Raw genomic sequence first — 14,118 nt, 5'->3', positions numbered from 1 at the left:
TTACTTTTAAGCTTAAAATGGATTGTTTAAGCCGAAACCCTATTTTATTTAGAAACATTTATATATAGTAAGTTGATAGTACGCCATGCGAGTGTGTTACCACGTATCGCTCATCATGCTATCTGCAACTGGAGAATCTTTTTTATGTCAAAATACACTATGCCAGATGATAATCAACTTCAAAACAACGGTCAGGCTCGCTTCATCGTATTTGGTGTGGGCGGCGGCGGCGGCAATGCAGTTGAACACATGGTGCAACAAGGTATTAAAGGTGTGACGTTTGTTTGTGCCAATACTGATAAACAGGCCCTTGATCGTCTAACCGCTCCTCATAAGCTACAACTGGGTGCAAAGAGTAATCGTGGTCTTGGCGCAGGTGCAAATCCAGAAGTGGGACGCGAGTCCGCCGAAAGTGAAGAAGAATCTATCCGTGCCTTACTCGAAAACGCAGATATGGTCTTTATTACTGCCGGAATGGGCGGTGGTACAGGTACCGGCGCTGCTCCTGTGGTCGCGCGTATCGCTAAAGAAATGGAAGTATTGACCGTTGCAGTAGTGACCACGCCATTCAAGTTTGAAGGTGGTAAGCGTATTAAAGCCGCTAAGGCTGGCATTGAGCAACTGACTAATTTTGTGGACTCTATTATTACTATCCCGAATGACAAGCTAATGAGTGTCTACGGCAATCTTTCAATGCAAGACGCTTTCAAAAAAGCAGATGATGTACTCATGCATGCGGTGCAAGGTATTGCTGAGACTATCGCTCGTTCAGGTCTAGTGAATATTGATTTTAACGATATCCGTACCGCTATGACTGCTAAAGGTCATGCGATGATGGGTGTTGGCCGTGCTAGCGGTGATGACCGTGCTCGTGAAGCGACTGAAAAAGCCATTAAGTCGCCATTACTTGATGATTTGCGTTTAGAGAATGCTAAAGGTTTGTTGGTTAACGTCATCTCTTCGCAAAGCTTATCACTAGATGAGTTTAGCAAAATTAGTGAAATCGTTGAGGGCATTACTGACACCGATGACGCTAATATTTTCTATGGCTCAGTGGTTGATGAGGATATGGGCGATGAGTTACACGTTACCGTTATTGCCACAGGTCTGACCTTAGATGAGTATGCAGAACCTGAGGCTCCGCAGCCAGTTCCTTCTGTTACCAGCACACAACCGGTTGATCCTAATCTGCATACCAGTGCGTTAAACAGTCAAAAGCAGTCACAAACTCAAATGTATCAAGACAGTATTACGCGCTCGCCTACCCAAGAGCAACCGCAGACCAAGACCAACAGTATCCAAGATTATCTAAAACGTCAGCAGAATAAATAATTCAATTATTTGAATGGGTGTTAGAGCTATGAATAGTTTTTAGTCTTATTCTTTATTACCATTCTTACATAGTCTTTAGATACCTTCGTATAAATAAAAAACCAGCGCATTGACGCTGGTTTTTTGGTGGCTATCGACTATAAATGTAGTAAAACATAGGGATTTATTAAAATTTTTCTTATATTCTGTTATCTTTCTACCCTCATAGTGAGTAAATTTTACCAGAAAATTATTCATGATGAGCTATATCAATCAGAGAGATAAGTAATTAGCCTGTTTTAATTATAGCGAATTGGAGTCAAGTAATGGTACACTAGGGCAATTGTAACAAGATATGTGGGAAAGAAGCCATGAACCAACGAACCATAAAAACAGCTATAGCCCTCACAGGTATCGGTCTGCATAGTGGCGAACCTGTTGACTTAGAGTTTCATCCACAGCCTGTTGATACGGGGGTAGTCTTTGAACGCTCCGATATTAACGGCAGCTCACCGATTCCTGCTAGTGCTTTTTTGGTACAAGATACCATGATGTCATCGAATCTAGTATTTGGTGGTACGCGTGTTGGCACCGTTGAGCATCTGTTGAGTGCGATTGCGGGACTTGGCATTGATAACTTATTAATTCGCGTTTCTGCCTCAGAGATTCCGATTATGGATGGTAGTGCCTCACCATTCGTCGGCCTACTACTACAAGCAGGCTTGTGTGAACAAGAAGGTTTAAAAAAGTTTTTGAAAATCGTAAAGCCAGTACGGGTAAAAGTTGATGATAAATGGGCAGAGCTACGTCCTTATGAAGGGTTTGAACTGAACTTCGAAATTGATTTTGATCATCCTGCCTTTGATAAAGACTTTCAACATGCACAGCTGCGTTTTTCTACTCAAAGCTTTATTGAGGAGTTAAGCTCGGCGCGTACTTTTGGTTTTTTACGTGATATTGAGGCGCTACGACAGAATAATCTTGCTTTAGGTGGCAGTATGGATAATGCGATTGTTATCGATGATGAGCATATTCTTAATGCTGAGGGTCTACGTTTTGCCGATGAGTTCGTCCGTCATAAGATTTTAGATGCATTAGGAGACTTATATTTGATTGGCTATCCCATTTTAGGTCGTTTTAATGCTTATAAATCTGGTCATGCCTTAAACAATTTATTGGTACGTGAAATATTATCAGACCAAAGTAACTTTGAAATTGTAACTTTTGATGACAATGTAAACTGTCCTATTGAGTATTTGTCTGTAGCAGAGTTAACTGTTGACGTATGAACACACGAACATACACGATGTATCGCAACATTTACGTAAGATTACAAAGTTGGCCGTATTTATTAGGACGATTATCGAAGAATAATATGGCAAAAGATTGATAAAGAAGTGGAAAGCTAGATAGTACCGTTACTTTAGGTCATAAAAAATCGTCTGGTGGTGGCATTCATATTTTGGATGTCACCACCAGACGATTTTTTTGTTTATGAAATCAGAAAATTCGTGAGATATTAGTCAGAAATTCTTAATTTACTTACATAAGATTACATTGTAAGGTAAGGAATTTTACTCATCAACCAAGCGCAAAAGTGCTTTTTGAAGATTATTATCAGTGGTGACATGCTTTGCAGCCTGTGATATAGTCCGCTTTGTGTTTTGGCTAAAGGCCTTATTCTCATTGGCTTTATAAGGCTTTGATAAGGTCGTCGAAAACGCTGATTGTTCTTTACATAATAGGTTGTCAGCAAGATTCTGTGCTACCACGACCCTAATCTGCTTGAGTTGTTGAAATGTAATTGACTGCTCTGTTAACACTCGCAGATAGGCGTTTTGTAAGTAGCGAATATGATTGGCTGCGGTCATTGAGCCCACACTTAGGGTCAATTGCTCAGTCGTTAGGCCCACGACCCAACAGGTATTAAGTATTTCCTCAGGTAGACACTCTACCAGAAGCATTTTTACCTCATGGGTTGCCTGTGTATAGAGACGCATATTATCAGCAAGGGTTTGTGGTAGCGCACTACCAGCGAAAGCTTGATGATCGATAAGCTTGGCGAGCCGATTGGGCTGTTTTTTTGACATCGAAATGACTCATCTATTAGGTGATAAAGGCGACAGTCACAGTAAATATGATCAACACTGATATACATAAGATGGATAGCAAGCGATTTACGAGGTGATTGAACGGGCAATGATGCCAACGTTAGTTACTGTAGACCAAAGAGTGAGCTGTTGTACTTAGGATTTTATCATGTTTATTTGATGATAATGTTCACTAAATTAATTGATACTTCGTCATGGATGACGAGTAATCTTGTATTAACAATAGGTAGTAAATTTATGAAACAAGCTTTATTAATTTTGTCAGTATTGGGAATGGGCATAGCACAATCGAGTGGTGCTGTCGAAACGACCTTTCAACCGAATAATACCTTGACTCATACCATCACTAATATTTCAGCTTCTACCAACTATGGTTCTAGCCGTAATATCTATAGTACTAATAGCGGCGCATACGTGTCTAGCAATGATGAAATTAGTCAAGCTATCGATAACTTAAGTGCTCATGCCAAACAAAAAGAATATCAGCTTGCCTCACTGACCAGCCGTTTGTCTTATGAGCGTCGTCAGCAAGCAAGCTCAGTCCCAGATCGTAATTCAGCGCCTGCTATTGCAGCTGCTCGCGCCTCAAAAGTTGCTTTATCTGGAAGCTCTGGATATTGTGCCCGTTATGTACGTAAAGCACTACAATCTGCCGGTTACGAGTTTACACCTAACCCATCAGCATACCAGTATGCCTCTCGTGGCACGCTTGCAGGCGCAGGCTTTAGCAAAATAAGTAATGATATGCCGACTCAAGTTGGTGACGTTATCGTCTATGACCGTAGCTCAAAGCGTCCACACGGCCACATCCAAATTTTTGATGGTACAGATTGGATTTCTGACTTCCGTCAAAACGGAATCAGCCCATACAGTGGTGTCTATGCTTATACGACATGGCGCGATTCACAATACGTTGATGATGCATCAGACCGTGGCATCTACCTTGCTATGGCTGATAAATAAAGTCTGACTAAGCAACCGTTAGATCATAAATTTAAAGCTTAAGTTTAAAGCTTTATCCAAACTCAGTAATGATCTTGATGGTCTTACTGAGTTTTTTGCTTTTTGGGTTATGAGTTTAAGTAAATGTTATGGTCAAGTCTTCAACACAGCCCATTTTTATTTATAGCTATTTGTTCTACTTATGCTGTGGGTGCTATTAATCGTTATTTGTAAATTCTGCGTATTAATAGCTATCTTAAACAGCTACTTAGCCAGCGCGGATTTATAGTCAAAGCGCGACCAGTATTGTTGTTGATGAAAGTCAGGCGGAGAGGCATGGTTGGGCGCAAAATATAAAACGATCTCGCCAAACCATAAAATAACGCAAGGGTGTAATCGCTCAATAGCAATTGGTTTAATGGCAAAAGGCTGATTAGACAGTTGATTTAAAGGTAAACCAAAGCTACGCTCATAAAAGCATGGATCATGCTCATAATGGCTATGCGGCGTAAAGGTGCTGTCATTCCAATCAATATGCGCGCGAGTTCTCCCATCTGTTCTTAATAGGGGATTCGGCGGTAGTGTTGAGGGATTACGATAGCTGTTAAACTGATACAGGGCATAACGACCGTTTGGGCTAGCATTGACCTCAATATAACCCTTTGCTTTACTGTCATTTATAGAGCTATCATTTACAGGGTTGTTGTTGACGGAACTGTCAGCGGCTATAAAACCAGTCTCTATAAAACACTCAAGGCAGGTCTGCTCCCATAAATAATCGCTAAAACCAACCTGCTCTTGCTCCCATACTGGCCAGTTTAATTTAGCAGCTAAAGAAGGATGGGGCAGCTTGATTTGATACGTTAACCATAAATACGGCTTTGGCTGCTGAATAATCGTTGCGCTGACATCGACACGGATACGTTGCAGTTGTTCTATAGTCACGCCAAGCTGCTGCGCGTCGATAGCACTGGTTTCAGTTGCTAAGCGTAAGTTAAAAATTTGGCTCATAGGGCGTATTCATAATGGATGGCCATGGAGAAGACAATATAAAAGCCGCGAGCAAGCATGCGTCGCGGCTTTTATACATTATCAGGTTTATTGGTTTACATTGCAGCACTTAAGCTTGTAAATCCATACTACTGCGCGTGGCGTACCAAGTTTGATAGCTTAGGGTTGGCATTGGGGTTTTTGCGTAGTAATAATGCCATACGACCGATGGTATGAATGACATTAGCCTTGGCAGTAGTTGCAAGCTCAGTGCTGACGATATCACGATCATGCTTGCTACCAGCAGGTAGTTTTACTTTGATTAGTTCATGATCGGTTAAAGCACGGTCAATCTCTTCAGTAATAGCAGGGGTGATACCATTGTTGCCAATCATGACCACAGGTTTGAGCTCATGACCGATACCTTTTAGGCGTTTAATCGTAGCGTTATCGAGTTCCATAAGATTCCTAGACGTTAGTAAAAATAAAAGACAGTATTGTTAAAAAATTAATGATCATTATAAATAATATGTGCCCATCTTGCATGAAATCAGCAGGATTTTGCACGATTTTACGTGATGAAAATGTTAAACTGAATCTCTTATCACATTATAAACGCTACAGTCCTATAAAGCAGTGATTAAACTAAGAGAATTTAGACAGTTAAATAAATCAGCCGGTACTCACAGCTGTAATAAAAGACGTAAAGAGTAAATAGTCGGGTATTTAAGCTTTGTAAAGTAATAATAAAGTAATAGGAGCAAGTATTTTGGCCACGCGTATTGAAAATAAAAAATTGTCAAAAAGCAGTAGCGCTTGGATGAAAGAACACATTGACGACTATTATGTGAAGCAAGCCCAAAAAGAGGGTTACCGTGCGCGTGCAGCTTACAAACTGTTAGAGATAAATGAGAAGACTAAATTGATACGCCCAGGGATGACAGTGGTCGATTTGGGCAGTACGCCTGGCAGCTGGTCACAAGTGGCAGGCAGGTTGGTAGGTGAGACAGGAACATTAATTGCTTCTGATATTTTGCCAATGGACAAACTGCCAGATGTCACTTTTATTCAAGGTGACTTTCGGGAAGCGGAAGTTTTTGACAGTATTATGGCAGAGGTCGGTGATCGGCAAGTGGATGTGGTGTTGTCTGATATGGCGCCCAATACTGCAGGTAATAGTGCCGTAGATCAGCCGCGAATGATGTATTTGTGTGAGCTCGCTGTGGATTTTTCCTTGGCAACCTTACCAGAAGGTGGCGCGCTGATTATGAAAGTGTTTCAAGGAGAGGGCTCACAAGAATTACGCAAGCAGATGCAGCCTAAATTTAGTAAAATTCGTAGTATTAAACCAGCTGCCTCACGGCCACGGTCAAAAGAGATGTTTTGGATTGCAATTAAATAGACTACAAATTCAACAGGTTATGCCAATCTCTTATTTTTTGATCAGTCTAAATAAATGAACTCACGACATTACAGAAACTGCTACATTTGTTAACTGAATAAGGGCAAGTCCTGCTTGAATTATTCAGGTTAGATCCACATATCATGGTATATTAACTTTGTTTTAAATATTTTAAAGAAGTATCTTTTAAACAAAGTCGTCTGATGATAAACGTTCCATAAGCTCAAACATTGATTAGCAGTTTGCAGGTCATTAATTTTCATTATTCTTTGATCCAAGACTTATCGCTATTTCTATAGTGTTAAGCTCAGAATGGCTACGATTTTAGTAATGAGAGAAGCTGTAAATGTAAAGGGCAGATGCCTTTTAGATAATGGGAAGTACGTTTATAGACGTCACGTGTTTAGTAAACACACCAATAAGTAAGGGATGGGAATAACTAGTGAGCGACATGGTGAAAAATACCTTATTGTGGCTGGTGGTAATCGGCGTTTTGGTGCTGGTGTTTAGCGGCTTTGATCAATCTACAGAGCCGGATAGCCTTAACTACTCTGAATTTGTGACCGCTGTGTCAGAAAGTCAGGTAGCCAGTATTGAAATTGACGGCGAGCAGATCACCGGCGAGAAGAAAAATGGCTCAGCATTTGAGACCATTAGACCAGCTGTGTCCGATGACCAGCTGATGCCCTTACTGCGTGAGAACCAAGTCAATATCGAAGGAACGGCGCCTAAACGTCAAAGTGTGCTGATGCAGCTGTTGATTGCTAGCTTCCCCATTCTGCTGATTATTGGTCTATTCCTGTTCTTTATGCGTAACATGCAAGGTGGCGCCGGTGGTAAAGGCGGCAGCCCGATGAGCTTTGGTAAATCAAAAGCCAAGATGCTGACTGAAGATCAAATCAAGGCTAGCTTTGATGATGTTGCGGGCTGTGAAGAAGCCAAAGAAGAGGTGGTAGAAGTTGTCGAGTTCCTACGTGATCCGGATAGGTTTACTAAGCTTGGTGCGACTATTCCACGTGGTATCTTGATGGTTGGTCCACCTGGTACTGGTAAAACGCTATTAGCACGAGCCATTGCTGGTGAAGCCAAAGTACCGTTCTTCTCGATCTCAGGTTCTGATTTTGTCGAAATGTTCGTTGGTGTCGGTGCCTCACGGGTACGCGATATGTTCGAACAAGCTAAGAAGAGCGCGCCTTGTATTATCTTTATTGATGAGATTGATGCGGTCGGCCGTCATCGTGGCTCTGGTACCGGCGGCGGTAACGATGAGCGTGAACAGACACTCAACCAGCTACTGGTCGAAATGGATGGTTTTGAAGGCAATGAAGGCGTTATTGTCATTGCAGCGACTAACCGTGCTGATGTCCTTGATAAAGCACTCCTACGTCCCGGTCGTTTTGACCGTCAGGTACAAGTAGGTTTGCCAGATATTAAAGGTCGCGAGCAAATTCTAAAAGTGCATTTGAGAAAACTACCGAATACTACGGGGGTTGATTCTAATTCACTTGCTCGTGGTACCCCTGGGTTCACTGGTGCGCAGCTTGCTAACCTTGTTAACGAAGCGGCCCTTTTTGCGGCACGTCGTAACAAGAGAAGCGTCGATATGAATGACTTTGAAGATGCAAAAGATAAGCTCTACATGGGTCCTGAACGTAAATCAATGGTAATACGGGAAGAAGAACGCCGTGCTACCGCTTACCATGAGTCAGGCCATGCTTTAGTCGCTGAACTGCTACCGGGTACCGATCCGGTGCATAAAGTGACTATCATGCCACGCGGATTTGCCCTTGGGGTGACCTGGCAGTTGCCTGAGCATGACCAGACCAGTCTTTATAAGTCAAAAATGCTTAGTGATCTCGCCATCTTATTTGGTGGACGTATTGCAGAAGAAGTGTTTATCAATCAGCAATCAACGGGTGCGTCGAACGACTTTGAACGTGCGACCAAAATGGCCCGCGCTATGGTTACTAAATACGGTATGTCCGAGGCTCTTGGTATCATGGTCTATGAAGATGATGACAGCTCACAAGGTTACTTTGGGGGCAGTCGTACCATATCAGAAGCCACTCAGCAAAAGGTCGATGAAGAAGTCCGCCGGATGCTAGAGGAGCAATACGATATCGCGCGTGAGCTGATTGAAGGCAATCAAGATAAGGTGCATGCGATGGTCGATGCTTTGATGAAATGGGAAACCCTTGACCGCGATCAATTGCAAGATATCTTAGCTGGTGAAGAGCCTCGTCCGCCTAAGGTTTATCAGCACACAGAAGTTAATCTAGCAAAAGATAATATTAAAACGACTGGAGCAACGCCACCACCATTACCGGCGATGTAAAATCAGTAGTTAGACGGTATTATTTAGACAATATTGATATTAATATAGAGTACAAAAAGCCCTTTTTGATAAAGGGCTTTTTTATGGTCGCCACTTTAGTACGGCATAAGTTTAGGACAGGATAAGGTTTACTGGTATGATAAGCTAAGATATTTTTAGACGGCTATTTATAAATTTTTAATTATGATGGATAAGTTATGTCATTGTTTCAGCCTTTACCTGCTTATACCGTCACCAGCCGCGGTAAAGTCCTCGATTTATCTCAACCGCATATTATGGGCATCTTAAACGTAACTCCAGATTCGTTTTCAGATGGCGGGCAGTTTAATACTGTTGATGCCGCCGTTGCTCATTGCCAGCAGATGCTAGAGGCGGGTGCAACCATCATTGATGTTGGCGGTGAGTCTACGCGCCCCAATGCCGAGGCTGTTGCCACTACTGAAGAAATCCAACGTGTGGTGCCAGTGGTTGAAGCAATTCGCCAGCAACTTGGCGATGAGGTTTGGTTGTCTATTGATACTAGCAATCCAATTGTCATGCAGGCCGCATTTGGAGCAGGCGCTGATATCTGGAATGACGTCCGTGCGCTCAAGCGTGAGGGTGCAGCAGTCATGGCGGCTAAACTTGACATACCGGTCATGCTGATGCATATGCGCGGTGAGCCCACCACTATGAGTAATCTGGCGCAGTATGACAAGGTGGTGAGCGAGGTCAGCGCTGAGCTAGCTACTCGTATTGCTGAAGTGATTGGCTTTGGCGTAAAGAGTGACAAGATAATTATCGACCCTGGCTTTGGTTTTGCTAAGAACTATGAGCATCACTGCGAACTATTAACCCAGCTGGATAAACTACAAACGCTTAATTTACCAATAATGTTTGGCATTTCGCGTAAGCGCTTTTTATCCGAAGTACTGACCAAAAGTGGCGTACAAGCAGTTGTGGAGACCGAAGCGGTAGAGCGAGATACTATTGGTACTGCCGCTGGGCTATTTGCGCTACAGCAAGGGGCCAGTATTATCCGAACCCATAATGTGGCGATGATGCAGCAAGCGGTAGCATTATGGCGGCAGTTATCCGCGTATGATCATCGCCATCGCGAAGCTTAATGCCTGATATTTAATACTTAATAGCTAATCTCTAACACTTAATACCTTTTACGCAGCATTTAATATCGATCATTAATATCCTGCTATACCAATGCCTTATATTGCTATTCTAATTTAATTATAACTTTAACTTATGAGATTGCCTTTATGACACAAGCAACCCAGACACCAGCAGCCCAGCCAGAACCTACTAACGAGCAACGGCGTATTATTTATCAAGCTCGCCGTGGACTAAAGGAATTAGATTTTTATATCGGTCCATACGTAAAAGAGCTGTACTTGACCGCAGATCCTACTGAGCAAGAAACTTTTGCCCAGATGCTGACTCATGAAGATCCTGATTTATTAGATTATTTTACCAATCAGAGTAAGCCTGAGGATGAGAGGATATGGGCATTAGTCAATAAGATTAAAACCTGGCGTCATACCAAAGACCTGCTGTAGTCATTTGTCCCATCGCTATAGGAAATAAATGATAACCATCAGCTGCTTCCCTAACCTCTAACTAGCGAGAGGATTTTGCAGTGCTAAAAATATGACAAAGACGGCAACGCTACGTATTGATACGCCTATTACACCTTCCAGCCGTTTACGACTACTGCTACATATCAGCCTAGCCAGCGCACTAATACTGCTGGCGTGGCTGGCTTCGTTAGCATTATGGCAATATGTGCTGATACTAATAATAAGCGTGGCGGTAGTTAGTTATCTAGCCTTGTCACGACCGATGTTATTGCACTTAACTCAGCCACCCCTTAGTCAACGTATCGATCGAAATTGGCAGCTATTAATGCGTACGGGTCGCGGTGATGAGCTATGGCAAGCTGGATTGGTTGCTGTGCACCCTTATCACTGGCTGATAAGTTTTGAGTTTATTATTATGGAGCCTTACCAACGTGCATTATCAGTGACTATATTTCGCGATCAAGTCAGCGCTGAGCAATGGCGAGAGTTGAATATATTAGCCAATGTGATTCCTGTGAAATCTACCTAGATATTACTCAAATAAAAACTGTCTACAATCGCTATAGTCAGTTTAAAATAAAAGAGAGTCGTTCATATCAACGTGCTACTGGTATAAATTTTTCTTGCTTGCTGTTCGCATACGTGACAGAGGCTGCAAAAAATTCATACCAGCAGCACTGTATCGTTTTTAAATTAGATCGACTATATTAATCTCTTATTATCAGTATTGAAGTTACCTTCTGTATGCTAACGAAGTCCCACATGTCATAACAAAATACCTATCTGGGTAGTAAAAGGTATTTGCTATATTGAAAGGTAAAGTTGAAAGCCTATTTACTGCTTATCCAATAACAGCCATATGTAGAAAAAAGGTTTAAAACAATCAACGATATGATAATAAAAGGACGGAATTATGAGCTTATTAGGGAATTTAGTTTCACAAGTGGCGCGTAGTGCTATTGATCCAGAAGACGCTCAGCGTAATCCTATCAACCAACGTATCACTCCGCGTCGTATGGGCGGACTGGGTGATATTTTGGGTGGTGTGCTAACAGGAGGCCGCAATCAACCACGTGATTACAATCCGCAGCAATACGACCGTCAGTCAGATAATGGCTTTGGTCTCGATGATATCTTGGGTAGTCTAGTTGGCGGTAATAGCGGTAATAGCGGTAATAGCGGTAATAGCGGTGGCAGCCAACGTGGCAGTATGAGTTCTGGTGGATTGGGTTATATTCTAGGTAGTGTATTGGGCGGTCAGCGTAACAAAAGTGGGTTTGGGGGTAAAGGCATGCTAATTGCCGCACTTATTTATGCCTATGGTACTCAGCTGGATCCAACGTAATGGGGGTTTGAGTGGCGCGTTATCAAAAATAACCGGCATGGGTCATGACAAGCAAGCACGCTCTTGGATGAGTAATCATGAGCTCAATGATAATCTTGATCCCAATGAGGTCAATCGCCTATTTGATGAACAAGAAATTCAACAAGTGGCAGCGCGTACGGGTGCTAATGAGATGGAAGTGCGTCAAGGTCTCAGCTACTGCCTGAGGTTATGAATCAGTTGAGACCCCAGGGCAACTTAAATAGCGAAGCAGAGGCCAATCAAGAAATTGATCAAATCATCAGCCAATTATCAAGCCGTCTAGGCACGCTAAAATAAATAGTCTAGTTTAAATACAGCTGTTTTGTAGAGTGTCTGCACTATTGGTCGTTTATAGTTATTTTACCTCTTAGTACCCATCCTGCCCTTTAAACAGATATGTTAAAAACAGTGAGCGGTACAGCAGGATTCATTCAATCGTTATATCATGGCTATATAATTAATTTAATATTACTTCATGAATGTTTCTACTTTAAGAGTATTTTTACTTTAAGATTTTTTTGCTTTGAAGGCAATTTACTTCAAGAACATTTTCATTATATGATATAAACATTTTATAAGGATTTGTCGCTCATGCCATTCAAGCCTATCCCTGCTGCTATCGCTGTCTTAGTTGGTTTGATTATCTGGTTTGTCATTCCTGTACCTGAAGGCGTCACGCCCGACGCGTGGCATATGCTAGCCTTATTTATCGCGACCATTGTTGCCATTATCGGTAAAGTGTTGCCAATTGGCGCGCTTGCCATTATTGCGGTGACGTTAGTAGCGCTCACAGGAGTCACTAACGAGAGTCCCAGAGAAGCCATAAATGATGCGCTATCAAGCTATTCAAGCCCACTGATTTGGCTCATTGGTATCGCGATAATGATTTCACGGGGCTTGATAAAAACCGGTTTGGGTCGCCGTATTGCTTATTATTTCATCTCTATTTTTGGCAAAAAAACCATTGGCGTTGCTTATTCATTAGCCGCAGCGGAGCTGATGATTGCGCCTATTACGCCTTCTAATACTGCTCGTGGCGGGGGTATTATTCACCCCATTATGAAGTCCATTGCCCAAAGCTTTCATTCAACGCCGGAAGAAGGCACGCAAAAAAAGATAGGTCGTTATCTAGCGATGGTCAACTATCACGCCAATCCGATTACCTCAGGCATGTTTATTACCGCCACTGCACCCAATCCATTAGTGGTTGATTTAATCAATAAGGCGACCGGTGGTGACCTTCAATTATCGTGGACGACGTGGGCCGTGGCAATGTTTTTACCGGGAATGCTCTGTCTGATATTAATGCCGCTGGTTATCTATATGATTTACCCACCTGACGTAAAGGTGACACCCGATGCGAAAAATTTCGCTAAAGACAACTTAGTGGAAATGGGGCAGATCAGTACTCAAGAAAAAATCATGCTTGGCGTCTTTGCCCTGATGTTGCTACTGTGGGCAAATATTCCTGCGCTTATCTTTGGCGACGCATTTAGCGTTGATGCCACTACGACGGCTTTCATTGGTTTGACCACGTTGATATTAACGGGTGTGCTGACTTGGGATGACATACTCAAAGAAAAATCGGCATGGGATACCATTATTTGGTTCGGTGCGCTGATTATGATGGCGTCTTATCTCAATAAACTGGGCTTGATCAGCTGGTTCTCAGGTAACATTGAAACTATGATTGGTATGACTGGTGTCGGTTGGGTAGGTGCAGTAGTCATTTTGACCTTGGTCTATTTATATATCCATTACTTTTTTGCCAGTACCACCGCGCATATTACCGCTTTGTTTGCCGCTTTTTATGCCGTAGGTTTAACCTTAGGTGCGCCGCCGATGTTGTATGCGCTGATACTAGCGGCGGCAGGTAATATTATGATGACTTTAACCCATTATGCGACCGGTACCGCGCCAGTTATTTTTAACTCAGGCTATGTAACGTTGGGGGAGTGGTGGGGTATTGGAGCGATAATGAGTGTGGTCAATTTAGTCGTTTGGATAGGAGCCGGATTGATTTGGTGGAAGCTGCTCGGTTATTATTAATTGCTATCAATATATGATAGCTTTTGCAAAAATTATAGGAA

14 protein-coding genes are annotated in these 14,118 nt (G+C 42.4%); 11 read left to right on the top strand and 3 right to left on the bottom strand.

Translation table 11 applies throughout. From position 1 onward, the window contains the following. Positions 1 to 144 precede the first annotated feature (144 nt). Together ftsZ and lpxC are read left to right on the top strand one after the other, a co-directional pair. Positions 145 to 1,332: a cell division protein FtsZ gene (gene ftsZ, locus U1P77_RS08585; protein ID WP_321154616.1), complete on the top strand. Its 1,188-nt coding sequence runs from the start codon at positions 145 to 147 to the stop codon at positions 1,330 to 1,332. A 350-nt stretch (positions 1,333 to 1,682) separates the two neighbouring features. Then, positions 1,683 to 2,600: a UDP-3-O-acyl-N-acetylglucosamine deacetylase gene (gene lpxC, locus U1P77_RS08580; protein ID WP_321154615.1), complete on the top strand. Its 918-nt coding sequence runs from the start codon at positions 1,683 to 1,685 to the stop codon at positions 2,598 to 2,600. Between the two features lie 285 nt (positions 2,601 to 2,885). Here lpxC and U1P77_RS08575 read toward each other — a convergent pair whose 3' ends face one another. Further along, positions 2,886 to 3,401, bottom strand: coding sequence for a hypothetical protein (locus tag U1P77_RS08575; RefSeq protein ID WP_321154614.1), 516 nt, complete (start codon positions 3,399 to 3,401; stop codon positions 2,886 to 2,888). Between the two features lie 258 nt (positions 3,402 to 3,659). Here U1P77_RS08575 and U1P77_RS08570 point away from each other — a divergent pair, with 258 nt between their 5' ends. After that, complete coding sequence (locus tag U1P77_RS08570; protein ID WP_321154613.1) at positions 3,660 to 4,385, top strand: CHAP domain-containing protein; 726 nt, start codon at positions 3,660 to 3,662, stop codon at positions 4,383 to 4,385. 243 nt (positions 4,386 to 4,628) lie between these two features. On the opposite strand, the gene U1P77_RS08565 is transcribed toward U1P77_RS08570, so the two are convergent. Continuing rightward, positions 4,629 to 5,375 (bottom strand): DOMON domain-containing protein, encoded by a 747-nt coding sequence (locus U1P77_RS08565; RefSeq protein ID WP_321154612.1) that lies wholly within the window; start codon positions 5,373 to 5,375, stop codon positions 4,629 to 4,631. A 128-nt stretch (positions 5,376 to 5,503) separates the two neighbouring features. Further along, positions 5,504 to 5,815: a YhbY family RNA-binding protein gene (locus U1P77_RS08560; RefSeq protein WP_201557308.1), complete on the bottom strand. Its 312-nt coding sequence runs from the start codon at positions 5,813 to 5,815 to the stop codon at positions 5,504 to 5,506. 308 nt (positions 5,816 to 6,123) lie between these two features. Between U1P77_RS08560 and U1P77_RS08555 the strand changes: the two genes are divergently transcribed. The 8 genes from U1P77_RS08555 to U1P77_RS08520 all read left to right on the top strand — a co-directional run bounded on the left by U1P77_RS08555 (position 6,124) and on the right by U1P77_RS08520 (position 14,077). Then, a complete protein-coding gene (locus tag U1P77_RS08555; RefSeq protein ID WP_321154611.1) occupies positions 6,124 to 6,756 on the top strand; it encodes an RlmE family RNA methyltransferase in 633 nt (210 codons plus the stop codon). A gap of 442 nt (positions 6,757 to 7,198) precedes the next feature. Then, positions 7,199 to 9,091, top strand: coding sequence for an ATP-dependent zinc metalloprotease FtsH (ftsH, locus tag U1P77_RS08550; protein WP_321154610.1), 1,893 nt, complete (start codon positions 7,199 to 7,201; stop codon positions 9,089 to 9,091). Between the two features lie 197 nt (positions 9,092 to 9,288). Next, positions 9,289 to 10,197: a dihydropteroate synthase gene (gene folP / locus U1P77_RS08545; protein WP_321154609.1), complete on the top strand. Its 909-nt coding sequence runs from the start codon at positions 9,289 to 9,291 to the stop codon at positions 10,195 to 10,197. A gap of 147 nt (positions 10,198 to 10,344) precedes the next feature. Beyond that, on the top strand, positions 10,345 to 10,641 hold the full coding sequence (locus U1P77_RS08540) for an FAD assembly factor SdhE (RefSeq protein ID WP_321154608.1): 297 nt from the start codon (positions 10,345 to 10,347) through the stop codon (positions 10,639 to 10,641). Positions 10,642 to 10,732: 91 nt separating this feature from the next. After that, positions 10,733 to 11,191, top strand: a complete 459-nt coding sequence (locus tag U1P77_RS08535) for a hypothetical protein (protein WP_321154607.1) — start codon at positions 10,733 to 10,735, stop codon at positions 11,189 to 11,191. Between the two features lie 384 nt (positions 11,192 to 11,575). Next, positions 11,576 to 12,007, top strand: coding sequence for a hypothetical protein (locus tag U1P77_RS08530; RefSeq protein WP_321154606.1), 432 nt, complete (start codon positions 11,576 to 11,578; stop codon positions 12,005 to 12,007). Next, positions 11,976 to 12,221: a YidB family protein gene (locus U1P77_RS08525; protein WP_321154605.1), complete on the top strand. Its 246-nt coding sequence runs from the start codon at positions 11,976 to 11,978 to the stop codon at positions 12,219 to 12,221. The genes U1P77_RS08530 and U1P77_RS08525 overlap by 32 nt, the downstream gene beginning before the upstream one ends. 398 nt (positions 12,222 to 12,619) lie before the next feature. After that, positions 12,620 to 14,077, top strand: a complete 1,458-nt coding sequence (locus U1P77_RS08520; RefSeq protein ID WP_321154604.1) for an anion permease — start codon at positions 12,620 to 12,622, stop codon at positions 14,075 to 14,077. Positions 14,078 to 14,118: the final 41 nt, after the last annotated feature.

Source organism: Psychrobacter sp. LV10R520-6, assembly GCF_900182925.1.
Lineage (GTDB): Bacteria > Pseudomonadota > Gammaproteobacteria > Pseudomonadales > Moraxellaceae > Psychrobacter.
Note: the sequence above shows the minus strand (reverse complement) of the source record. Positions and strands in the feature narration are given on the sequence as shown.

Bases quoted from the DNA above. Each gene is read 5' to 3' on its own strand.
- ftsZ (WP_321154616.1), top strand. From the start codon at position 145: ATGTCAAAATACACTATGCCAGATGATAATCAACTTCAAAACAACGGT.
- lpxC (WP_321154615.1), top strand. From the start codon at position 1,683: ATGAACCAACGAACCATAAAAACAGCTATAGCCCTCACAGGTATCGGT.
- U1P77_RS08575 (WP_321154614.1), bottom strand. From the start codon at position 3,401: ATGTCAAAAAAACAGCCCAATCGGCTCGCCAAGCTTATCGATCATCAA.
- U1P77_RS08570 (WP_321154613.1), top strand. From the start codon at position 3,660: ATGAAACAAGCTTTATTAATTTTGTCAGTATTGGGAATGGGCATAGCA.
- U1P77_RS08565 (WP_321154612.1), bottom strand. From the start codon at position 5,375: ATGAGCCAAATTTTTAACTTACGCTTAGCAACTGAAACCAGTGCTATC.
- U1P77_RS08560 (WP_201557308.1), bottom strand. From the start codon at position 5,815: ATGGAACTCGATAACGCTACGATTAAACGCCTAAAAGGTATCGGTCAT.
- folP (WP_321154609.1), top strand. From the start codon at position 9,289: ATGTCATTGTTTCAGCCTTTACCTGCTTATACCGTCACCAGCCGCGGT.
- U1P77_RS08540 (WP_321154608.1), top strand. From the start codon at position 10,345: ATGACACAAGCAACCCAGACACCAGCAGCCCAGCCAGAACCTACTAAC.
- U1P77_RS08535 (WP_321154607.1), top strand. From the start codon at position 10,733: ATGACAAAGACGGCAACGCTACGTATTGATACGCCTATTACACCTTCC.
- U1P77_RS08530 (WP_321154606.1), top strand. From the start codon at position 11,576: ATGAGCTTATTAGGGAATTTAGTTTCACAAGTGGCGCGTAGTGCTATT.
- U1P77_RS08525 (WP_321154605.1), top strand. From the start codon at position 11,976: ATGCCTATGGTACTCAGCTGGATCCAACGTAATGGGGGTTTGAGTGGC.
- U1P77_RS08520 (WP_321154604.1), top strand. From the start codon at position 12,620: ATGCCATTCAAGCCTATCCCTGCTGCTATCGCTGTCTTAGTTGGTTTG.